This window comes from Xanthomonas sp. LF06-19 (genome assembly GCF_034105425.1).
GTDB lineage: Bacteria > Pseudomonadota > Gammaproteobacteria > Xanthomonadales > Xanthomonadaceae > Xanthomonas_A > Xanthomonas_A sontii.
Genome location: NZ_JAXGGH010000002.1, coordinates 667,878 through 687,767 on the forward strand (window position 1 = coordinate 667,878; position 19,890 = coordinate 687,767).

The 19,890-nt window shown below is 69.7% G+C and carries 20 protein-coding genes; 7 read left to right on the forward strand and 13 right to left on the reverse strand.

Going from position 1 to position 19,890, the window contains the following annotated elements; translation table 11 throughout:
• Positions 1–67 precede the first annotated feature (67 nt).
• From SLW55_RS06835 to SLW55_RS06860, 6 genes are all read right to left on the reverse strand, one after another.
• Positions 68–679 carry an NAD(P)H-dependent oxidoreductase gene (locus tag SLW55_RS06835; protein ID WP_320744868.1) on the reverse strand — a complete coding sequence of 204 codons (612 nt, stop codon included), beginning with the start codon at positions 677–679 and terminating at the stop codon, positions 68–70.
• Between the two features lie 209 nt (positions 680–888).
• Complete coding sequence (locus SLW55_RS06840) at positions 889–1,161, reverse strand: hypothetical protein (protein ID WP_017910082.1); 273 nt, start codon at positions 1,159–1,161, stop codon at positions 889–891.
• A gap of 194 nt (positions 1,162–1,355) precedes the next feature.
• On the reverse strand, positions 1,356–1,868 hold the full coding sequence (locus tag SLW55_RS06845) for a hypothetical protein (RefSeq protein WP_267084871.1): 513 nt from the start codon (positions 1,866–1,868) through the stop codon (positions 1,356–1,358).
• Between the two features lie 81 nt (positions 1,869–1,949).
• A complete protein-coding gene (locus SLW55_RS06850) occupies positions 1,950–2,273 on the reverse strand; it encodes a hypothetical protein (protein WP_267084872.1) in 324 nt (107 codons plus the stop codon).
• Positions 2,274–2,532: 259 nt separating this feature from the next.
• Positions 2,533–3,549: a class 1 fructose-bisphosphatase gene (locus tag SLW55_RS06855; RefSeq protein ID WP_320744869.1), complete on the reverse strand. Its 1,017-nt coding sequence runs from the start codon at positions 3,547–3,549 to the stop codon at positions 2,533–2,535.
• Between the two features lie 169 nt (positions 3,550–3,718).
• Positions 3,719–4,921 (reverse strand): amino acid aminotransferase, encoded by a 1,203-nt coding sequence (locus SLW55_RS06860; RefSeq protein WP_026143214.1) that lies wholly within the window; start codon positions 4,919–4,921, stop codon positions 3,719–3,721.
• A 130-nt stretch (positions 4,922–5,051) separates the two neighbouring features.
• Here SLW55_RS06860 and SLW55_RS06865 point away from each other — a divergent pair, with 130 nt between their 5' ends.
• Positions 5,052–7,178 (forward strand): TonB-dependent receptor, encoded by a 2,127-nt coding sequence (locus SLW55_RS06865; RefSeq protein ID WP_320744870.1) that lies wholly within the window; start codon positions 5,052–5,054, stop codon positions 7,176–7,178.
• A 440-nt stretch (positions 7,179–7,618) separates the two neighbouring features.
• The gene (locus SLW55_RS06870; protein WP_017910076.1) at positions 7,619–8,038 is read left to right on the forward strand and encodes a hypothetical protein; all 420 of its coding nucleotides are present in this window, start codon (positions 7,619–7,621) and stop codon (positions 8,036–8,038) included.
• A 122-nt stretch (positions 8,039–8,160) separates the two neighbouring features.
• Here the strand turns inward: SLW55_RS06870 and SLW55_RS06875 are convergent, their stop codons facing one another.
• Together SLW55_RS06875 and SLW55_RS06880 are read right to left on the reverse strand one after the other, a co-directional pair.
• Positions 8,161–8,925, reverse strand: coding sequence for an SDR family oxidoreductase (locus tag SLW55_RS06875; protein ID WP_295954621.1), 765 nt, complete (start codon positions 8,923–8,925; stop codon positions 8,161–8,163).
• A 341-nt stretch (positions 8,926–9,266) separates the two neighbouring features.
• Positions 9,267–11,165: a sigma-54-dependent Fis family transcriptional regulator gene (locus SLW55_RS06880; RefSeq protein ID WP_267100904.1), complete on the reverse strand. Its 1,899-nt coding sequence runs from the start codon at positions 11,163–11,165 to the stop codon at positions 9,267–9,269.
• A 247-nt stretch (positions 11,166–11,412) separates the two neighbouring features.
• Between SLW55_RS06880 and adh the strand changes: the two genes are divergently transcribed.
• From adh to SLW55_RS06895, 3 genes are all read left to right on the forward strand, one after another.
• Positions 11,413–12,942 carry an aldehyde dehydrogenase gene (gene adh, locus SLW55_RS06885; protein ID WP_267117799.1) on the forward strand — a complete coding sequence of 510 codons (1,530 nt, stop codon included), beginning with the start codon at positions 11,413–11,415 and terminating at the stop codon, positions 12,940–12,942.
• A 126-nt stretch (positions 12,943–13,068) separates the two neighbouring features.
• Positions 13,069–14,097: an alcohol dehydrogenase AdhP gene (gene adhP / locus SLW55_RS06890; protein WP_017914594.1), complete on the forward strand. Its 1,029-nt coding sequence runs from the start codon at positions 13,069–13,071 to the stop codon at positions 14,095–14,097.
• Complete coding sequence (locus SLW55_RS06895; RefSeq protein WP_017910071.1) at positions 14,097–14,492, forward strand: DUF779 domain-containing protein; 396 nt, start codon at positions 14,097–14,099, stop codon at positions 14,490–14,492. The genes adhP and SLW55_RS06895 overlap by 1 nt, the downstream gene beginning before the upstream one ends.
• A gap of 230 nt (positions 14,493–14,722) precedes the next feature.
• On the opposite strand, the gene SLW55_RS06900 is transcribed toward SLW55_RS06895, so the two are convergent.
• Positions 14,723–15,025 (reverse strand): hypothetical protein, encoded by a 303-nt coding sequence (locus SLW55_RS06900; protein WP_153751418.1) that lies wholly within the window; start codon positions 15,023–15,025, stop codon positions 14,723–14,725.
• Between the two features lie 158 nt (positions 15,026–15,183).
• Between SLW55_RS06900 and SLW55_RS06905 the strand changes: the two genes are divergently transcribed.
• Both SLW55_RS06905 and SLW55_RS06910 read left to right on the forward strand, forming a co-directional pair.
• Positions 15,184–15,579 carry a hypothetical protein gene (locus tag SLW55_RS06905; protein WP_152236784.1) on the forward strand — a complete coding sequence of 132 codons (396 nt, stop codon included), beginning with the start codon at positions 15,184–15,186 and terminating at the stop codon, positions 15,577–15,579.
• Positions 15,579–16,565, forward strand: a complete 987-nt coding sequence (locus SLW55_RS06910) for a Ku protein (RefSeq protein ID WP_267084878.1) — start codon at positions 15,579–15,581, stop codon at positions 16,563–16,565. The genes SLW55_RS06905 and SLW55_RS06910 overlap by 1 nt, the downstream gene beginning before the upstream one ends.
• A 42-nt stretch (positions 16,566–16,607) precedes the next feature.
• Here SLW55_RS06910 and lldD read toward each other — a convergent pair whose 3' ends face one another.
• The 4 genes from lldD to SLW55_RS06930 form a co-directional block, all read right to left on the reverse strand.
• Positions 16,608–17,768, reverse strand: coding sequence for an FMN-dependent L-lactate dehydrogenase LldD (lldD, locus tag SLW55_RS06915; RefSeq protein WP_152181213.1), 1,161 nt, complete (start codon positions 17,766–17,768; stop codon positions 16,608–16,610).
• Between the two features lie 13 nt (positions 17,769–17,781).
• Positions 17,782–18,582, reverse strand: a complete 801-nt coding sequence (lldR, locus tag SLW55_RS06920; RefSeq protein ID WP_152239802.1) for a transcriptional regulator LldR — start codon at positions 18,580–18,582, stop codon at positions 17,782–17,784.
• Between the two features lie 85 nt (positions 18,583–18,667).
• Entirely contained in the window at positions 18,668–19,141 is a 474-nt protein-coding gene (locus SLW55_RS06925; RefSeq protein WP_295932255.1) for a DUF2214 family protein, read from the reverse strand.
• Positions 19,142–19,151: 10 nt separating this feature from the next.
• On the reverse strand, positions 19,152–19,733 hold the full coding sequence (locus tag SLW55_RS06930; protein ID WP_267121656.1) for a PEMT/PEM2 methyltransferase family protein: 582 nt from the start codon (positions 19,731–19,733) through the stop codon (positions 19,152–19,154).
• Between the last annotated feature and the right edge of the window lie 157 nt (positions 19,734–19,890).

Below are 19,890 nucleotides of genomic sequence, written 5' to 3' on the forward strand. Positions count from 1 at the left end.
GATTTCGCAGGGTTGCAGCCGCAGCGCAGCGGCTCCGTGCCACTGGCGCTCCGACGCGGCGGAACACTCAGGCCAGCGGCGGTGGGTACGGATTGGCCTTGAGCAGGCGCGCCAGGTGCGCGGCGTTGCTGGCGGCGGTCTTGATGGTGTCGGCCAGCACCTTCGGCGTCTGCTTCAGGTCCTGGTAGTCGGTGCTGCCCATCGCCTCGCCGACCCAGTACGGCGGGCTGCCGGCGGCGACGCTGAAACCGAAGTCGGTGAGCCCCTGGTAGAGATCGGCACTGACCTTGTGCGCGCCATCCTCGTTGCCCACCACCGCGACCATGGCCACGCGGTTGAAGGTCGGATACACGCCGTCGTCGCCGATTTCGCCGAGAAACGCATCCATGCGCTCCAGGACGCGCTGCGCCAGGCTCGACGGATGGCCGACCCAGATCGGTGTGGCCAGCACGAAGATGTCTGCATCCAGCACGCGCTGGCGCAGCTGCGGCCAGGCATCGCCGTCGCCTTCGTCGGCACGTACGCCGGGGCGCACGTCGAAGTCGGCCACGCGCGCCGAATCGCCCTGCATGCCGTGCGCGGCCAGTGCCTGCAGGATCTGATCCAGCAGGCGCTGGGTGGACGAGGGCGCAGTGCCGCGCTTGAGCGAGCAGTTCAGGCCGAAGGCGCGCAGGGACATGGTCCGACTCCGTCAATAAAACCTCACTGTGGATTGGGCGCGATGGGCCCGACGTCGCGATGGCGTGCAAGGGTCGTGAGCGCTGCGGCACCGCAAACGCATACCGAGCGTGTCGAGATCAGGCATGTGTCGATAGCGGTCCACCGCCGCGATCGCCCTATCGCGCACCGAACTGGCGTGCGTGACTGGCGTGCGTGCGTTTTCGATGACTAGGAGCGCTTGGATGACCCGGGCGTGCCGCGGATCGCGATGCCCAACAGCGCCAGCCACACCGCCAGCGCCAGCAGGGTCGGCAGCTCGAAGCGGCTGGAGTTGTACAGGGTGAAGCTGCGGGCGGCGAAGAACAGCAGCGTCCACAGCGCCAGGTTGACCAGCACGATCCGCCGCCGCCAGCGGTGGCGGGTGAACAGCGCGATGACCGTGGGCATCAGCGCGACCGGTGCGGTGGCGAAGAAGAACAACACGACGAGGGTCTGGTTCATGGGGTTCCTCCCGCCCGGGACGACCAGGTGCACGCGACGACCGCCGGCGATCAACGCGCTCTGCTGGCGCCGGACGCCGCTACCCTACCGCAGCCAGGGCGTCAGGCAACCGCCGGCACGTCGCCAGCGGCGCAAACGAGCGGTGTCGCAGCGGACGCACGGTCGTGCGTCATGACGAGCGACGCTCCCGCGCCTCAGTGCGCCGCACTCGCTGGCCAGACCCGATCGACCAGGTCGCCGATTTCGATCGGCGACTGTTCGCCTTCCGCAGCACGCTGCCAGGCCGCTGGCGAAGGACCTTGGCGCCCGGTCGGCGGCGCGTCCCACAGCGTGACGTTGAGCGCGAACACCACCACACCGCCCTTGGCCTGGAATGGCGGTACCCGCTCCAGAGCGGAGACCAGCGTGTTCGCCACCGGATCGGGCAGTGCCGGTGTCACATCCAGCCAGATCCGGGACCGGCCGCCAGGGCGGACCGCCACGGCCACGAAGCCGGCGGCCGGTCGGGGTGTGGCGACCCGCGCCAGTTCGCGCGACGCCGTGGCATTCAGCGCTTTCACATATGCCGCCAGGTCTTCGACGCTCTCGGCGCGATCGCGCATCACCGATTCCGGCTGCAGCAGCATGAGGTTCTGCATGCGAAAGGGTTCGGCGGCCGACAGCGTTCCGCTCGACATCATTGCCACCAGCATCAGGCACCAGCGCATCGGAACCTCCCTGTTCGTCTCGATCGGCGCATCCTGCCGCATCGCCGCGCGCCCGGCCAGGGGCGCGGCAAGCGTCGGGGATCAGTACAGCAGATCGACGTAGTGGATCTTCTTCGCGCCGAAACCGCCACAGCCCTCGCTGGTCGTGTACTGCAGCACGACCTGAGTCCTGGACGTGGCGGCGGAGAGAATGGCCGAATACTTTTCCTTGGCGATGGCGTCCGCGGAAAAATCGATCACCCAGCGTCCATCGGACGCGCACTCGTTGTTGGTCGGCTGGTTCTCCAGCCAGACCGAAGCGTAGTTGGATTCGACCACGACGCGGGTGATCTTCCCCTGCTGCGTGGTGTCGGCACAGGCCACACCCGAGGCGAGCAGCAGCAATAGCCCGATGACACGCTTCATTGCATTTCCCCTGTTTGAGTTTTCTACCGCCATCGGCGCTGTGGCAGTGAGCGCACATCATCGAGCCAAGACGCCGCCCCGAAGCGACTGCGCCGCTACAGGACGATCTCGCCCCCCAATCGCAATGTGCCGCCTGTAGCGGTCTCCCCCTTGCACCCACCGCGACCATGCCGGCGATGCGGCACCGAGGATACGACAGCGCTGGCGACAGCCGCCATCGTCCAGGGTCCCCGGACGCGCGGCTGCCGCGCCACCACGCTCAGCCGTGGTGGCTGTCGTGCTCCAGGTGATACCGCACCGCCTCGGCCACTTCGTTCTTCGAGCCCAGGAACACCGGCACACGCTGGTGCAGTTGTTCGGGCTGCAGGCCGAGGATGCGTGCGCGGCCGGTGCTGGCGGCGCCGCCGGCCTGCTCCACCAGCATGCCCATCGGGTTGGCTTCGTACATCAGCCGCAGCTTGCCGGCCTTGCCCGGGTCTTTCTTGTCCCAGGGATAGATGAAGATGCCGCCGCGGGTGAGGATGCGGTGCACGTCGGCGACCATGCTGGCGATCCAGCGCATGTTGAAGTTCTTGCCGCGCACGCCTTCGCTGCCGGCCAGCAGGTCGGCCACGTACTGCTGCATCGGCGCTTCCCAATGGCGCTGGTTGGACATGTTGATCGCGAACTCGGCGGTGTCCTCGGGGATGCGCATGTCGGCCTGGGTCAGCAGGAAGCTGCCCTCCTCGCGCTCCAGGGTGAAGGCGTGGGTGCCGTGGCCCAGGGTCAGCACCAGCATCGTGCTGGGGCCGTAGATGCAGTAGCCGGCGGCGACCTGCGCGGTGCCCGGCTGCAGGAAGTGCTCGTCGCCGGGCTTGTCGGTGCCTGGGGGCGCGCGCAGCACCGAGAAGATGGTGCCGACCGAGACGTTGACGTCGATGTTGGAGCTGCCGTCCAGCGGATCGAACAGCAGCAGGAAATCGCCGCTGGGGTAATTGTCGGGCACCGGCTGGCAGTGGTCCATTTCTTCTGAGGCGCAGGCGGCGAGGTGGCCGCCCCAGGCGTTGGCTTCGAGCAGGATGTCGTTGCTGAGCACGTCCAGCTTCTTCTGCGCTTCGCCCTGCACGTTGCCGGTGCCGGCATCGCCGAGCACGCCGCCGAGAGCGCCCTTGCTGACCGCGATGGAGATGCGCTTGCAGGCGCGGGACACGATCGTGATGAGCTGGCGCAGCTCCGGGCCGATACGCCCGGCATGCTGTTCTTCGATCAGGAAGCGGGTCAGCGACGTTCGCGACATGGGCAGGACGGCCTTGCGTGAGAAGGGGCCGCCATTGTCGCGGGTTGCGCGGTAGATTTCGATCAACGGCGTTCCGCGACCATGCCGGCGCGGGCCGACACGGTCGCCATGCAGGCACAAAAAAGCCGGAAGCGCAGGCGCTTCCGGCTCGGCGCGGGACCGCGGGGACTCAGCCCTTGTGCACGGTCGCCACGGCCTGGGTCACGTAGTCCAGGTTCTTCTGGCTCAGCGCGGCCACGCAGATGCGGCCGGTGCCGACCGCGTAGATGCCGAACTCCTCGCGCAGCCGGTCCACCTGCGCCTTGCTCAGGCCCGAGTAGGAGAACATGCCGGCCTGCTGCTGGATGAAGCCGAACTCCGGCGCGCCGAGGGCGGCCAGCTTCTGCACCATGCCGGCGCGCAGGGCGTGGATGCGCTCGCGCATCTCGGTCAGTTCCTGCTCCCACATCGCGCGCAGTTCGGGGCTGTTGAGCACCCCGGCGACCAGCGCGGCGCCGTGCGTGGACGGGCTGGAGTAGATGGTGCGGATGATGCGCTTGACCTGCGACTGCACCGCCTTGCTCTCGGCGGCGTTGGCCGAGACCACCGACAGCGCGCCGACGCGCTCGCCGTACAGCGAGAACGACTTGGAGTAGGAACTGGCGACCACGTAGTTGTCGATGCCGACCTCGGCCAGCAGGCGCACCGCGTAGGCGTCGGCGTCGATGCCCTTGTCGAAGCCCTGGTAGGCGATGTCCACGAACGGGAACAGGTTGCGTTCCTTCAGCAGCTCGGCCACGGTGCGCCACTGCGCCTGGCTCAGGTCGGCGCCGGTCGGGTTGTGGCAGCAGGCGTGCAGCAGCACCACGCTGCCGGGGGCGAGCTGGCGCAGGTCGGCGAGCATGCCGTCGAAGTTCAGGCCGTGGCTGGCCGGATCGAAATAGGTGTACTCGACCACGTCGAAGCCGGCGGCACCGAACACCGCGCGGTGGTTCTCCCAGCTCGGGTTGCTGATGGCGATGGTCGAGGTGGACAGCAGCTTCTTCAGCAGGTCCGCGCCCACCCGCAGCGCGCCGCTGCCGCCGACGGTCTGCGAGGTGGCGACGCGGCCGGCGGCCAGCAGCGGCGACTCGGCGCCGAACAGCAGTTTCTGCGTGGCCAGGTCGTAGGCCGGCAGGCCGTCGATCGGCAGGTAGCCGCGCGGTCTGGCGTCCTGCGCCAATTGCTGTTCGATCTGCTGCACCGCGCGCAGCAGCGGGATGCGGCCGTTTTCGTCGTAGTAGATGCCCACGCCCAGGTTGACCTTGGTCGGGCGGGAGTCGGCGTTGTAGGCCTCGGTCAGGCCCAGGATCGGGTCGCCTGGGACCTGTTCCACGTTTGCAAAGAAGGACACGGCGGTACTCGTTCGGTGGCGGAGGTGGGGGCCGGAAGGACCGGAGCCGGCGCGGTCAAACACCTCATCCTAACAAACGCTGCCGCGCTTGGCCGGGTGCGGCCGGGCGGCAGTTGGGCGATGATGGGCCATGTCATCTTCCCTGCCCTCCGCCCTGCTCTGCGGGGCCTGCGCCCTGGCGCTGTCGTCCCTGGTCCACGCCGCTCCCGGCGAGGATCCGGCCACCACCTTGCCAGTGCTCCAGGTCCAGGCCGCCCGCGTCGGCGGCGTGGCCGATTTCGACCTGCCGGCGTCGCTGACCACGACCGGCCTGGGCGACAGCGACCGCCTCGGCATACAGGCGTCCGAGGCGCTGGTCGGGGTGCCCGGCCTGCTCGCGCGCGATCGCCAGAACTATGCGCAGGACACCCAGCTGTCGATCCGCGGCTTCGGCGCGCGCTCGGCGTTCGGCGTACGCGGCGTTCGCCTGCTGCTGGACGGCATCCCGGCGACGATGCCGGATGGCCAGGGCCAGCTATCCAACTTCAACCTGTTCGGCAGCGAGCGCGTCGAGGTGCTGCGCGGGCCGTTCTCGGCGCTGTACGGCAACTCTTCCGGCGGCGTGGTGCAGCTGTGGAGCGCCGACGGCCAGCCGGACGATCCGTGGCGGCTGCGCAGTGCGATCGGCAGCCACGGCACCGCCGCCCTCAGCGCGCAGGCGCTGGGCCAGCAGGGCGACGTCCACTACAACCTGGCGGCCACCCATTTCAGCACCGACGGCTACCGCGACCACAGCCACGCCCAGCGCACCACCTTCAACGCCAAGATCGGCATCGACCTGGCGCCCGGGCGGCGCCTGGACCTGCTGCTCAACGCGCTGGAGGCGCCCGATGCGCAGGATCCGCTGGGCCTGAGCCGCGCCCAGGTCGCCGCCGACCCGCGCCAGGCCACTGCCGCCGCCGGCCAGTTCGACACCCGCAAGTCCACCCGCCAGGTGCAGGCCGGCGCGATCTTCACCCAGCAGGTGGACCAGCAGACCTGGCGGCTGATGGGCTATGCCGGGCGCCGCGACGTCACCCAATACCTCTCGGTCCCGGTGGGCGCGCAGAGCAACCCGCTCAATGCCGGCGGCGTGATCGACCTGGACGGCGACTACGGCGGCCTCGACGCGCGCTGGGCCTGGCAGGGCGAACTGGGCGGCCGCCCGTTCCAGTTCACCGTCGGCGCCAATGCCGACCGCCAGCAACAGCACCGCACCGGCTACGAGAACTTCGTCGGCAGCACGCTCGGGGTGAAGGGCCGGCTGCGCCGCGACCAGCAGGACCGGGTGGAGAACGTGGACCAGTTCGCCCAGGCCTGGTGGCAGTTCGCCGAGCGCTGGTCGCTGCTGGCCGGGCTGCGCCACAGCCAGGTGCGGTTCCGCTCGAACGACGCCTACATCGTCGGCCGCAATCCCGACGACAGCGGCCGCACCGACTATGCCGCGACCACGCCGGTGGCCGGGCTGGTGTTCCGCGTCACCGACGACCTGCGGCTCTACGCCTCGGCCGGGCGCGGGTTCGAGACCCCGACCTTCAACGAGCTGGGCTACCGCCGCGACGGCGGCGCCGGTCTGGCGCTGGACCTGGCCGCCGCGCGCAGCCAGAACCTGGAACTGGGCGCGAAGTGGCGCAACGCCGCCGGCGCCCGTTGGGACGCGGCGCTGTTCCGCGCCACCACCGAGGACGAGCTGGCGGTGGCCAGCAACACCAACGGCCGCAGCACCTACCGCAACATCGGCCGCACCCGCCGCCAGGGCGCCGAGACCAGCCTGACCCTGCCGCTGGGCGCCAGCGCGCAACTGCAGGTGGCCTACACCTGGCTGCAGGCGACGGTGCGCCAGGCCTACCTGACCTGCGCCAGCAGCGGCTGCGCGACGCCGACGGCGGTGGTGGCCGCCGGCACGCGCCTGCCCGGCGTGCCGCAGCAGCAACTGTTCGCGCGCTGGCAGTGGCAGCCGCGCGCCTGGCAATTCGCGGTGGAGGGCGTGGCCGCCGGCGACACCGTGGTCAACGACCTGGCCAGCGAGGCCGCGCCCGGCTACGCCCTGCTCAACCTGGAAGCGGCGCGGCGCTGGACCACCGCGCACGGCACCCTGCGCACCTTCGCGCGCATCGACAACGCGTTCGATCGCCGCTACATCGGCTCGGTCATCGTCAACGACGGCAACGGCCGTTACTACGAGCCGGGCCCCGACCGCAGCTACACGGTCGGCTTGCAGTGGGACTTGCCGCACTAGCCGCGAACGCCTGCCGGTCGGGCTAGCTTTCGCTCGCGGCTGCGTGGCGAGGCGGCTGCGCACCCGCTTGGTTCTGGCGACCATTCGGCGATGGCCTGCCGCAGCTGTACGCCGATGACGGTCGATGCGTCCATCAGCATCTGCACCCGTCGAACGACGCCAAGTGCGAGGCGCAGATGCAGTGCGAGGCGAACGCGATAGCGGCACTGCGGAAGAAGGCGCCTGGCAGCCGCGTATGAATCATCGGAGGCGATGCCACGCCTGGATTGAGCGAACGCCAGGTGCCGCGCGTCTACGCGCTGCGCCGCGCCTGCAAGTCGTCTACCAAACGCACTGCACCTGTCTACGCGAACCGGCGGCGGACGCTGGCGGCGTTCTTCGCGGCGGCGCTAGCGTAATGCCACCCCCGCATACCGCCTCGCCTCTCCAGGAGACGCACCATGAGCACATCCGACGACAGCCGCGACAACGCCGGCACCAAGAGCAAACCCGCGTTGGCCGAAGGCGTCAGCGCCACGCCGTACCAAGGCACCTTCACGGTGGTCAATTGCACCGGCCAGACGATCAACAACGTCAGCGTCAAGCACACCTGCGGCAACTACATGGATCCGGCCGCTTCGGCGTCGCTGCCGCCGGGCGGTACGATCGCCTCCGTGCCGCTGCGGGCGCAGACCGGCTCCAACGACTACTGGAACCTGTCGTTCCAGATGAGCGACGGCAGCTCGCGTAGCCGCAACAGCAAGCAATGCAACTACGTGCAGAGCGACGCGCCGGGGACCTGCATCATCGCGCTGTACGCCAGCAGCTTCAGTGTGCTGACGCCGGTCAGCTCACCGTGCATGAACAACAGCTACGACTGAGCGATTGCATGCCCGGCCGCTGCTGTCGCGACGTCGGCAGCGGCAGGGCATTGCCCGCGGTGGCGAGCGTGCGCCTCGCCCCGCAGCGTGCGGGCGCGGCGACATCGCGACCGCCGTCCGCGTCAACTGCGCATGATCGATACCCCGCCGTCGACCAGCATTGCGCTGCCGGTCACGAACGCGGCTTCGTCCGAGGCCAGGAACAGCGCGGCCCGTGCCAGTTCGTCCGGCTGCGCCAGGCGTTTGAGCGCATGCAGCTGCGCGACCTGCGCCAGCGCTTCCGGCGTGCCGTTCATCGCCTCTGCCATCGGTGTGTGCGTGCCGCCCGGCAGCAAGGCGTTGACCCGGATCGCCTGCGGCCCGAACTCCGCTGCCAGCGCCTGGGTCAGGCCGATCAGGCCGGCCTTGCTGGCGGCATAGGCGGCGGTGCACGGGAAGCCGACGGTGTGGCCGACGAAGGTCGAGGTGAAGATCAACGACCCGCCGCCGCGTGCCAGCATCGCCGGAATCTGATGCTTGGCGCCGAAGAATGCGCCGCTGAGATTGGTATCGAGCGCGTCGCGCCAGGCCTGCGCCTGCAGCTGCGTGGTCGGCACCAGCGTGCCCAGTGTGCCGGCGTTGTTGAAGCCGATGTCCAGCCCGCCGAAGCGCGTGTCCGCCAGCGCCACCAACGCCTGCGCATAGGCCTCCTCGCGGACGTCGCCGGCCAGCCACGCGGCGTGACCGCCGGCGTCCTCGATCTGCGCGGCGAGCGTCTGCAGCAGCGCACCGCGGCGCGCGCCCAGCACCACGCAGGCGCCTTCGCGCGCGAACAGGTGCGCGGCGGCGTGGCCGATGCCGGAACTGGCGCCGGTGATGAGCGCGATCTTGCCGTGCAAGCGTTGCATGTGAAGCTCCATGGTTGCGAAGGAGCCTGGAGCATCGCCGGCAGCACCGCGCGATGCTCGCCGTGTTCGGACGCGGCAGTCGTGGGCGATGTGTTCCGGCAGAAAGAGGTCATGGATGCGAGAGCGGTTTCCAACCGATGAGGGGTCTGTGGGAGGGCTGTCGCGGCGAAAGGGCGCTCCAGCCGCGCGCGTTGCTGCGGTTCGGTGGAAACCGCGCTGCGCTGTAGGAGCAGCGTCAGCCGCGACTGACATGACCGATAACGCCGTGTCGCGGCTGCAGCCGCTCCTACGGGACGTGCGACGTCGACGACCGCGTAAGGCGCAGCCGGCGATATGCCGCCTCAGTGCGTCCCCAACTGTAGCCGCCGGTACAGCGTGCTGCGGCTGATGCCGAGCCGGCGTGCGGCCTGCGAGACGTTGCCGTTGCAGGCATCCAGGGCCTGGCGCATGGCGCCGAGCGCGAGACTGTCGAGGTCGGCATCGGGCAACGGCATCGCGGTGCCGCCGTTGCTGCCCTGCTCTCCCGCGCGCACGCCGGGCAGGTAGGCCGGCAAGGCGTCGGTATCGACCAGCGCATCCGCTTCGCTCAACGCCACCAGGGTGCGCAGGCACGCCACCAGCTGGCGCAGATTGCCCGGCCACGCGTAGGCACTCAGCGTCGCCAGGGCCGCCTCGGTCAGACGCCTGCCCTGCCCCAGCCGCGCCCACAGCTCGGCGACGAGCGCGCGTCGGTCCGGATGCGCACGCAGTGCCGGAATCTGCACGCAGTGGTGGGCGATGCGGTAGTACAGATCGGGCCGGAAGCGCTGCTCGGCCATCGCCGCGTCCAGGTCGCGGTGGGTGGCGCAGACCAAGGCGAAATCCAGCTTCACCGGCTTGCCGCCGCCCAGCGGCAGCAGTTCGCGTTCCTGCAGCACGCGCAGCAGCCGCGGCTGCAAGGCCAGCGGCATGTCGCCGATCTCGTCCAGGAACAGCACGCCGCCGTCAGCCTGGCGCAGCAGGCCCGGGTTGCCGTGCTTGCGCGCGCCGGTGAAGGCGCCATCCTCGTAGCCGAACAGTTCCGCTTCGATCAGCCCCTCGGGCAGCGCCGCGCAGTTGACCGCCACGAACGGGCGCCCGGCGCGGGCGCTGCGCCGGTGCAATTCGCGCGCGAACACTTCCTTGCCGGTGCCGGTCTCGCCCTGCACCAGCACCGGCAGTTGCGCATCGAGCACGCGCCGCGCGCGTTCCAGCGCCAGTTCCTGCGCCGCGTCGAACAGCGGCGCGTCGGACGCCGCCGCCGCCGAAGGCCGCGATGACGCGGTTACGGTGATCGGCGCCTGCTGCGGGCGTCGCCGCGGACGATCGTCGGCCGGGCTGTCGATGCGTCCGTGCAGCGCCCGCCCCTGCAGGTCGAACACGCTGCCCTGCTGGCGCAGCCGCGACAGCGGCTCTTCGAACAGCGCTTCGTAGGGCGCGCGGCCGAGTTCGTGGCGCTCCAGCCCGAACAGCCGCAACCCGGCCTGGTTGGCGGCCACCAGGCGGCCGTTGCGGAACGCCAGCAGCGCTTCGCGTGCGGTGCCGAGCAGCGCCGGGTCGTGGTGCACGCGCAGCAGTTCGCAGCCGGGAATGCCGTCGTCGAAATAGCGGTGTTCGATGTTGGCCACCGCCATCCGCGCCAGTGCCAGCGCATGCATGTGCTGCACGCTGGCGTCGCCGGAGATGTCGAGCACGCCGGCCAGGGCGCCGTACGGATCGAAGATCGGCACCGCCGCGCAACTGAGGATCTGGTGCGGGGCGAAGTAGTGTTCGCCACCGCGCACTTCCACCGAACGGCTTTCGACGATGGCGGTGCCGATGGCGTTGGTGCCGACCTGGGGTTCGCTCCAGCATGCGCCGGGCATCAGCGCCACCCTGCCCGCCTTGTCGAGGAAGCGCGGGCTGCCTTCGGCGTCGAGGATCCAGCCGGCCTCGTCGGTGAGCAGCACGATGCTGCCGGTGGCCGCGGCGTCGCCGGCCAGGCCTTCCAGTTCGGCGCGGGCCAGCCGCCACAGCCGCTCGTGCGCCTCGCGCAGGGCGCGCAGGCGCGAGGCTTCCAGCGGTTCGATCGCCGGCTTGGCGTCCGCGGCCAGGCCCAGGCGCTGGCAGCGCTGCCACGACTGCAGGATGGTGTCGGGCACCTGCCCGACCGGCGCGCCGCCGCGTTCGAAGAAGGCCCGGCGGGCCTGGCCGAGTTGGTGTTGCGAGGGGTGCTGCGCCATGTCCGGCTCCGCTGTCGCAGATTGCGACACCTGGTGATACGGGTGTTCCGATAAACAGCACATCCGCAGGCGCGGCGCAATCGACAGACGTGACGCGACGCAGCAAAACCGCAGGGGGTGCGTCGGTGTGTCGCGGTGCGACCGGGTGACGCGGCGCAGCACGCAAAACCTGGCATCGGACTTGCGCTTGTGCAGCTACCCGGACGGGCCTGCCCTGTCCTTCTCGACCGCCGAAGGAGACACCACGATGAATGCCGTCAGCACCGCCAAGCCGCATGCCACCGATCCGCAGTCCATCTTCAAGTCGCGCTACGGCAACTTCATCGGCGGCAAGTGGGTGGAGCCGAAGAGCGGGCAGTATTTCGACAACAGCACGCCGATCACCGGCAAGGTGTTCACCGCGGTGGCGCGCTCCAACGCCGAGGACATCGAGGCGGCGCTGGACGCCGCGCACGCCGCCAAGGACGCCTGGGGCAAGAGCTCCAGCACCGAGCGCAGCAACGTGCTGCTGAAGATCGCCGACCGCATCGAGCAGAACCTGGAGCTGCTGGCCTATGCCGAGACCTGGGACAACGGCAAGCCGGTGCGCGAGACGCTCAACGCCGACGTGCCGCTGTGCGTGGACCACTTCCGCTACTTCGCCGGCGCGGTGCGCGCCCAGGAAGGCGGCATCTCCGAGATCGACCACGACACCATCGCCTACCACTTCCACGAACCGCTCGGCGTGGTCGGCCAGATCATCCCGTGGAACTTCCCGCTGCTGATGGCGTGCTGGAAGCTGGCGCCGGCGCTGGCCGCCGGCAACTGCGTGGTGATGAAGCCCGCCGAGCAGACCCCGGCCTCGATCCTGGTGCTGATGGAAGTGATCGGCGACCTGCTGCCGCCGGGCGTGCTCAACGTGGTCAACGGCTTCGGCCTGGAAGCGGGCAAGCCGCTGGCCAGCAACCCGCGCATCGCCAAGATCGCCTTCACCGGCGAGACCACCACCGGCCGGCTGATCATGCAGTACGCCAGCCAGAACCTGATCCCGGTGACGCTGGAGCTGGGCGGCAAGTCGCCCAACATCTTCTTCGCCGATGTGATGGCCGAGGACGACGATTTCCTCGACAAGGCGGTGGAAGGCTTCGTGCTGTTCGCCTTCAACCAGGGCGAAGTCTGCACCTGTCCGTCGCGCGCGCTGATCCAGGAGTCGATCTACGAGCGCTTCATGGAGAAGGTGCTCAAGCGGGTGGCGGCGATCAAGCAGGGCAATCCGCTCGATCCCAACACCATGGTCGGCGCGCAGGCCTCCAGCGAGCAGTTGGAGAAGATCCTGTCCTACATCGACATCGGCAAGCAGGAAGGCGCCGAAGTGCTGATCGGCGGCGAGCGCAACGCGCTGGATGGCGAGCTGGCCGGCGGCTTCTACGTCAAGCCCACGGTGTTCAAGGGCCACAACAGGATGCGTGTGTTCCAGGAGGAGATCTTCGGCCCGGTGGTGTCGGTGACCACCTTCAAGGACGAGGCCGAGGCGCTGGCGATCGCCAACGACACGCTGTACGGCCTGGGTGCCGGCGTGTGGAGCCGCGATGCGGCGCGGCTGTACCGCATGGGCCGGGCGATCCAGGCCGGGCGGGTGTGGACCAACTGCTACCACGCCTATCCGGCGCATGCCGCGTTCGGCGGCTACAAGCAGTCGGGCATCGGCCGCGAGAACCACAAGATGATGCTCGACCACTACCAGCAGACCAAGAACCTGCTGGTCAGCTACTCGCCGAAGGCGCTGGGCTTCTTCTGACCCGCCGGGCAGGGCGGCGGCACGCTGCCGGCGTGCCGTCGTCCGCTCGCGAACTGATCTGGATCAAGGCACTCCGTCGCCGGTCGCGCGATGGTGACAGGACCCGTTTTTCTCAGGAGCGTTGCGATGGACAAGACGATGAAAGCCGCCGTGGTGCGTGAGTTCGGCAAGCCATTGGTGATCGAGGAAGTGACGGTGCCGCGGCCGCAGGCCGGCGACATCCTGGTCAAGATCGAAGCCTGCGGCGTGTGCCATACCGACCTGCATGCGGCCGAGGGCGACTGGCCGGTGAAGCCGAACCCGCCGTTCATCCCCGGCCACGAGGGCGTGGGCCATGTGGTGGCGGTCGGCGCCGGCGTGGACCACGTCAGGGAAGGCGATCGCGTCGGCATTCCGTGGCTGTACTCGGCCTGCGGCCATTGCGAGCATTGCCTGGGCGGCTGGGAAACCCTGTGCGAGGCGCAGCAGAACACCGGCTACTCGGTCAACGGCGGCTTCGCCGAATATGCCCTGGCCAATGCCAACTACGTCGGCCACCTGCCGAAGAACATCGGCTTCGTCGAGGTCGCGCCGATCCTGTGCGCCGGCGTCACCGTGTACAAGGGCCTGAAGGTCACCGACACCAGGCCCGGCAACTGGGTGGTGATCTCCGGCATCGGCGGTCTCGGCCACATGGCCGTGCAGTACGCCAAGGCGATGGGCCTGAACGTGGCCGCGGTGGACGTGGACGACGCCAAGCTGGCGCTGGCCACGCGTCTGGGCGCGACGGTGACGGTGAACGCGCGCACCACCGACCCGGTGGCGTACCTGAAGAAGGAAATCGGTGGCGCGCACGGTGCGCTGGTGACCGCGGTCTCGCCGAAGGCGTTCGAGCAGGCCATCGGCATGGTCCGCCGCGGCGGCACCGTCTCGCTCAACGGGTTGCCGCCGGGCCAGTTCCCGCTGGACATCTTCGGCATGGTGCTCAACGGCGTGACCGTGCGCGGCTCGATCGTCGGCACGCGCCTGGACCTGCAGGAATCGCTGGAATTCGCCGAGCAGGGCAAGGTCGCCGCGACCGTGGCCACCGACACTCTGGACAACGTCAACGACGTGTTCGCGCGCATGCACGCCGGCAAGATCGAAGGCCGCATCGTGCTGGACATGGCCGCCTGATGGACGCGTCCGCGCCCGCTGACGCGCTGCCGCCGCAGGTGCTGGCGACGCTGCCGGCCCTGCAGCTGATCGCCAAGCTGCGGGCGCGGCACGGCGCGCTGCTGTTCCACCAGTCCGGCGGCTGCTGCGACGGTTCCTCGCCGATGTGTTATCCGCAGGACGACTTCATCGTCGGCGACCGCGACGTGCTGCTCGGCGAGATCGGGCAGGCGCCGTTCTACATCAGCCCGTCGCAGTTCGCCTACTGGAAGCACACCCAGTTGATTATCGACGTCGTGCCTGGGCGTGGCGGCATGTTCTCCCTGGAGAACGGCGAGGGCGTGCGCTTCCTGGTGCGCTCGCGGCTGTTCAGCGACAGCGAGTACGCCGCGCTGGAGGCGGCGGGGAAGGTGTAGTGGCGGAACGCCCGCGGTGCAGCGCGTTTCTCTGCACCGTGTTTCCGATCCTATCGATGGAAGCGCTGCCCGCCGGCCCCTCCTTGTGGGAGGGACTTCAGTCCCGACTGCAGTGCAGTCGGACGCGCCGATGATGTCGCTCATCGCCGCTGATGTTGCAGTCGAGATTTCTTGAGGTGCACTGAGGTCACTCCCACACCGATGCTGGTAGGACGCCAGACTTCGATGCGCTACGACGCCTTCGGCGCCTTCGCCGGCACGAACGGCGACACCGGATCGCTGGCGGGGAAGGTCTCTTCCAGGGCTTCGTCCTGGTTGGCGTCGGCATGCCGTCCGTGCGCGGTGTCCGGCGTGGAGTGCGCTGGCGTGTCCCGCGGGGCAGGGCGGTTCTCGCCGGTGCGCGGTTCGTGTTCGACGATGGTCTCGGGGCGGTCGCCGGCACCGCGGTCTTCGCGGTCCTGCGTCTGGCGCTTGCCGCGCTGTTCGCCGGGGACGGGCGCGGCCTGACGCAGCGGATCGGTGGGCGTGGACATGTCCGGTTCCTCCAGGGAATGGCGGAGGTCCAGTTCACCGCCGGCGCGGTGAAGCCATTGCGAATCGCGCATCCTCCACGGATCGGTCACGGGTCGCTAACGGCGGCAGCGCTACTGCTGCGCGTCCCCCCGCCGCCGTTGCCGCCCGGAGCCCTGCCATGCGCCCCAGCGACCGCCCCGACCCGCTGCTGTTCAACGCCCATCTGGATCCCTTGCCGAGCGCTCCGCCGCCGCGCCGCCGTGGTGCGGCACTGCGTCCGCACGACGCACCGGACTACCGCCGCTACAGCCTGGCCGACTACCGCCAGCGCCGCGCCCGCCACCGCACGCCGTGGCGCGACCTGTGCCCGGCCTACGCCTTCGCCCTGCAGACCCATGCACGCGGCTGGCCGCGCGGGCCCGGCGCCGAGACCGAAGACGAACTGGCCGCGCACTGGGACCTGATGCGTGGCGACTCGCGGCTGGACTGGACCCAGGCGCGGCAGGTGATCGAGGATGCCTGGCAGGCGCTGGATCATCTGCCGGCGCAGGCCGCCGGCGTGGAGCCGCACTGATGCCGCGCCCGATCTGGACCGGCACGCTGTCCTTCGGCCTGCTCAACGTGCCGGTGTCGCTGATGTCCGGCGAACGCCGGATCGACCTGCACTTCCGCATGCTCGACGCGCGCGACAAGCGCCCGATCCGCTTCGAGCGGGTCAACGCCGACACCGGCGAGGAAGTGCCGTGGAAGGACATCGTCAAAGCCTACGAATACAGCAAGGGCAACTACGTGGTGGTCGAGCAGCAGGACATCGCCTCGGCCGCACCGGAAAGCCACGAGACGGTGGAAGTGGAGGCCTTCGTCGACGCCGCCGAGATCGACCTGCGCTATTTCGAGAAACCCTACGTGCTGGTGCCGGGCAAGAAGGCCGAGAAGGGCTACGTACTGCTGCGCGAGACCCTGCGCAGTACCGGTAAGGTCGGTATCGCGCGGGTGGTGATCCGCACCCGCGAGTATCTGTCGGCGGTGATGCCGCTGCAGGATGCGCTGGTGCTGATCCTGCTGCGCTACCCGCAGGAACTGGTCGACCTGGACGACTACACGCTGCCCAGCGGCAAGGCCGCCGACTACCGGATCAGCGCCAAGGAAACCGAGATGGCGGCGCAGCTGATCGACTCGATGTCCGGGCGCTGGGATCCCGACGCCTACCACGACGAATTCCGCGAGCGGCTGCACGCGGTGATCCAGAAACGGATCAAGGCGCAGGAGGGCACCACCCAGGTCGACGAGGACGCCGAGGCGCCGCAGCGCGAGGACGCCACCACCAACGTGGTCGACTTCATGTCGCTGCTGCAGAAGAGCCTGGAGGCCAAGAAGCGCACGCCGGCCAGGCAGGACGAGCGCGTGCCGGTGCGCAAGACCGCGGCGAAGAAGAGCGGCAAGCCGGCCAAGAGCGCGGCCGGCAAGGCCAAGAAGGCGACGCGCGCCAAACCGAAACCAGCGGCGGCCAAGGCCAAGCCCGCTGCGCGCAAGGCCCCGGCGCGACGCAAGGCCGGGTAGAGCAGGTCGGTCGCGGCGGCGCCAGGGTCGCCGCGACCGGCTTTACGCCGAGACCATCGCCTCGCGCGTCACCTGTGCCAGCGACTCGCGCGAAATCGCCGCGATCGATTTGGCGCCGGTCAGGGTCATCGCCACCTGCATCTCCTTCTCGATCAGGCTCAGCAGATGCTCCACGCCGGCCTGGCCGGCGGCGGCCAGCGCGTAGACGAAGGCGCGGCCGAGCAGCACGGTGTCGGCGCCCAGCGCCAGCATGCGCACCACGTCCAGGCCGTTGCGCACGCCGGAGTCGGCCAGGATCTTCAGCTCGCCCTTCACCGCATCGGCGATCGCCGGCAACGCCCGCGCGCTGGACAGCACGCCGTCGAGCTGGCGCCCGCCATGGTTGGAAACGACGATGCCGTCGGCGCCGAACCGCACCGCATCGCGCGCATCGTCCGGATCGAGGATGCCCTTGATCACCATCGGCCCGGTCCAGAACTCGCGGATCCACTCCAGGTCCTTCCACGAAATCGACGGATCGAAGTTGGCGCCGAGCCAGCCGATGTAGTCGGCCAGCCCGGTGGGATGGCCGCGGTAGGTGGAGATGTTGCCCAGGTCGTGCGGGCGCCCACGCAGGCCCACGTCCCAGGCCCAGCGCGGATGGGTGACGGCCTGCAGCATGCGCCGCAGCGGCGCGTTGGGGCCGCTCATGCCCGAATGCGCGTCGCGGTAGCGCGCGCCCGGCACCGGCATGTCCACGGTGAACACCAGGGTGGTGACGCCCGCGGCCTTGGCCCGCTCCAGCGCGTTGCGCATGAAGCCGCGGTCCTTGAGCACGTACAGCTGGAACCACATCGGCCGGTCGATCGCCGGCGCCACTTCCTCGATCGGGCACACCGACACCGTGGACAGGGTGAACGGCACGCCCTTGGCCGCTGCCGCCCTGGCCGCCTGCACCTCGCCGCGGCGTGCGTACATGCCGGTCAGGCCCACCGGCCCCAGCGCCACCGGCAAGGCCAGGCGTTCGCCGAACAGCTCGGTGTGCAGGTCCAGCGCCGACATGTCGCGCAGCACGCGCTGGCGCAGGGCGATGTCGCTCAGGTCGGACACGTTGCGGCGCAGGGTGTGCTCGGCATAGGCGCCGCCGTCGATGTAGTGGAACAGGAACGGCGGCAGCTGGCGCTGCGCGGCGGCACGGTAGTCGGTGGAGGCGGAAATGATCATGGGGGCAGGGCGGTCAGGGAGAGGAGGGCAGGCGCGAGGCACGGGCGCGGCGCGCATCGTCCTCGTCGAGGGTGCGCAGCGCGCTGTGCACGAATTCCAGGTGGGCGTGCGCGGCGGCGCGGGCGCGTTCGGGGTCGCCGGCCAGGATCGCGTCGCGCAGGGCGCGGTGCTGGGCGAGCAGGGCGGAGAAGATGCGCGGCGATTCGAACAGCTGTTGCCGGCTCTGCGAGATGTTGGCCTGCAGCAGGTCGAACAGCCCGCGCATCACCTGCAGCAGCACCCGGTTGTGGGTGGCCTCGGCGATGGCCAGGTGGAAATCGGCGTCGGCGTGCGCCTGCGCCGCCGCATCGGCCTGCGCATGGGTCTGCAGCAGCGCCTCGTAGGCCGCCTCGATGCGCGCGCGGTCGTCGTCGGTGGCGCGCAGTGCCGCATGCCAGGCGGTGGCGCCTTCCAGCGCATGGCGCGCTTCCAGCACGTCGAAGCGGTACTCCGGGTCGGCATGCAGCAACGGCAGGAACGGCTGCAGCGGCGCCACCACCTGGTCTTCCGGGGTCGGCGGCCGTTGCACGTAGGTGCCGCCGCCCACCCGGGCCCGCAGCAGCCCCTGGCTGGCGAGTTGCGCGATGGCCTCGCGCAGCACCGGGCGCGAGACGCCCAGTTCCGCGGCGAGGGCCCGCTCGGCGGGCAGGCGCGCGTCGACCGCCAGGCCGCGTTGCGCGATCAGCGTGCGCAACTGCGCGGCGACCCGGTCGCTGAGCCGGGCAGGGGACTCGGCGGCAGCGGCAGTGGCGGCAGCTTTAAGACTATTGGTCATACCAATAAACTGGCGGGGCGCGAATGGTGTGACCATTAGGCGCCTTGGATTACGCGACGTCAATGGTTGCAACGATGCGAGCCGCCTAAATTGGTAATACCAATAAGGTCATGCCGTAACGTGCCATCGCCGCGGCCAGCACCACCAGCACCGCCAACAGGCCCAGTTCCACCCCGATCAACCGCTGCAGCGTGCGCACCTGTGCCGCGTTCGGCGACCAGGTCGGCTGCAGCCGCGCCTGCCGGCGCCAGCCCAGCAGGCGCAGCGTCGGCACCAGCGAGAGCAGGCCGATCGCCGCGAAGGTGCCGAGCTTGGCCCAGAACCAGGGGTTGTGCAGGTAGTAACCGGTGCCCTTGAGCCCGTAGCGCACGCGCAGGGCACCGATCGCCAGGATCAGCAGCGCGGCCAGCCCGTAGCCGGCGTCGACGCGGACCAGCCGCGTCACTTGGCGGTGGTCCAGCGGCGCACGCAGCAGGATCCATTCCGCCACCAGCGCGGCGATCAACAGCAGCATCGCCAGGTGGTGCAGGCTGGCCAGGATCAGGTCGCGCAGCGCCATCGCGGCGGCCTCACCACACCCACGGCAGCAGCCGCCAGCTGTGCGCGGCGTAGTCCGGGTATTCTTCTGGAAAGGCCTGGGTCAGCATCGCTTCCTCGACCCGGATGCGGCGCAGGAACGCCCAGGTCACCGGCAGCACGATCGCCAGCAGCGACAGCACGTTGCCCATGCCCAGCGCCAGCCCGTAGAACGCCAGCAGCGCGCCGGTGTACGAGGGATGCCGCAGATAGCGGTACGGCCCGTGGCGGACCAGGCGGTGGCCTTCCTGGATGGTCACGTCGACGGTGAACCAGCGCGCCAGCACCCGGATCGACCACAGCCGCAGCGCCAGCCCGCCGGCCAGCAGCGCGCAGGCCAACCAGCGCAGCGGTTCGCGCAGGTGCGGCGCATAGCGCCACACGCCGAGCAGCGACAGCAGCACGCCCAGCGCCACCGCGGCGTACAGCACGCGCCACAGCAGGCGCAGCGTGCCCTGGTCGCGCGCACCGCCATCGGCGGCGCGACGGCGGCGGCTGAGCAGCATCTCGTACGCGCCCCAGCCCAGGCCGAGCAGCATGAACAGCAGATCCGGATGGCGCAGGGTCAGGAGCATGACGGTGTTCCTCGTGGCGGCGTGCACCACGCATTGCGTGGCAGGGTGGATGAACCGGGCCCGTCCTGCGTGCCGATCGTCCGGCACCCGGCAGGGCATGGACGCAGTGTGGCGCCATCGGGGTGGCGCGGCAGTGGCCGCTGGTCATGCCGTCCGC

Excerpts from the sequence above, each read along its gene's own strand:
- SLW55_RS06835 (WP_320744868.1), bottom strand. The coding sequence starts at position 679 with ATGTCCCTGCGCGCCTTCGGCCTGAACTGCTCGCTCAAGCGCGGCACT.
- SLW55_RS06840 (WP_017910082.1), bottom strand. The coding sequence starts at position 1,161 with ATGAACCAGACCCTCGTCGTGTTGTTCTTCTTCGCCACCGCACCGGTC.
- SLW55_RS06845 (WP_267084871.1), bottom strand. The coding sequence starts at position 1,868 with ATGCGCTGGTGCCTGATGCTGGTGGCAATGATGTCGAGCGGAACGCTG.
- SLW55_RS06850 (WP_267084872.1), bottom strand. The coding sequence starts at position 2,273 with ATGAAGCGTGTCATCGGGCTATTGCTGCTGCTCGCCTCGGGTGTGGCC.
- SLW55_RS06855 (WP_320744869.1), bottom strand. The coding sequence starts at position 3,549 with ATGTCGCGAACGTCGCTGACCCGCTTCCTGATCGAAGAACAGCATGCC.
- SLW55_RS06865 (WP_320744870.1), top strand. The coding sequence starts at position 5,052 with ATGTCATCTTCCCTGCCCTCCGCCCTGCTCTGCGGGGCCTGCGCCCTG.
- SLW55_RS06870 (WP_017910076.1), top strand. The coding sequence starts at position 7,619 with ATGAGCACATCCGACGACAGCCGCGACAACGCCGGCACCAAGAGCAAA.
- SLW55_RS06875 (WP_295954621.1), bottom strand. The coding sequence starts at position 8,925 with ATGCAACGCTTGCACGGCAAGATCGCGCTCATCACCGGCGCCAGTTCC.
- SLW55_RS06880 (WP_267100904.1), bottom strand. The coding sequence starts at position 11,165 with ATGGCGCAGCACCCCTCGCAACACCAACTCGGCCAGGCCCGCCGGGCC.
- adh (WP_267117799.1), top strand. The coding sequence starts at position 11,413 with ATGAATGCCGTCAGCACCGCCAAGCCGCATGCCACCGATCCGCAGTCC.
- adhP (WP_017914594.1), top strand. The coding sequence starts at position 13,069 with ATGGACAAGACGATGAAAGCCGCCGTGGTGCGTGAGTTCGGCAAGCCA.
- SLW55_RS06895 (WP_017910071.1), top strand. The coding sequence starts at position 14,097 with ATGGACGCGTCCGCGCCCGCTGACGCGCTGCCGCCGCAGGTGCTGGCG.
- SLW55_RS06900 (WP_153751418.1), bottom strand. The coding sequence starts at position 15,025 with ATGTCCACGCCCACCGATCCGCTGCGTCAGGCCGCGCCCGTCCCCGGC.
- SLW55_RS06905 (WP_152236784.1), top strand. The coding sequence starts at position 15,184 with ATGCGCCCCAGCGACCGCCCCGACCCGCTGCTGTTCAACGCCCATCTG.
- SLW55_RS06910 (WP_267084878.1), top strand. The coding sequence starts at position 15,579 with ATGCCGCGCCCGATCTGGACCGGCACGCTGTCCTTCGGCCTGCTCAAC.
- lldD (WP_152181213.1), bottom strand. The coding sequence starts at position 17,768 with ATGATCATTTCCGCCTCCACCGACTACCGTGCCGCCGCGCAGCGCCAG.
- lldR (WP_152239802.1), bottom strand. The coding sequence starts at position 18,582 with ATGACCAATAGTCTTAAAGCTGCCGCCACTGCCGCTGCCGCCGAGTCC.
- SLW55_RS06925 (WP_295932255.1), bottom strand. The coding sequence starts at position 19,141 with ATGGCGCTGCGCGACCTGATCCTGGCCAGCCTGCACCACCTGGCGATG.
- SLW55_RS06930 (WP_267121656.1), bottom strand. The coding sequence starts at position 19,733 with ATGCTCCTGACCCTGCGCCATCCGGATCTGCTGTTCATGCTGCTCGGC.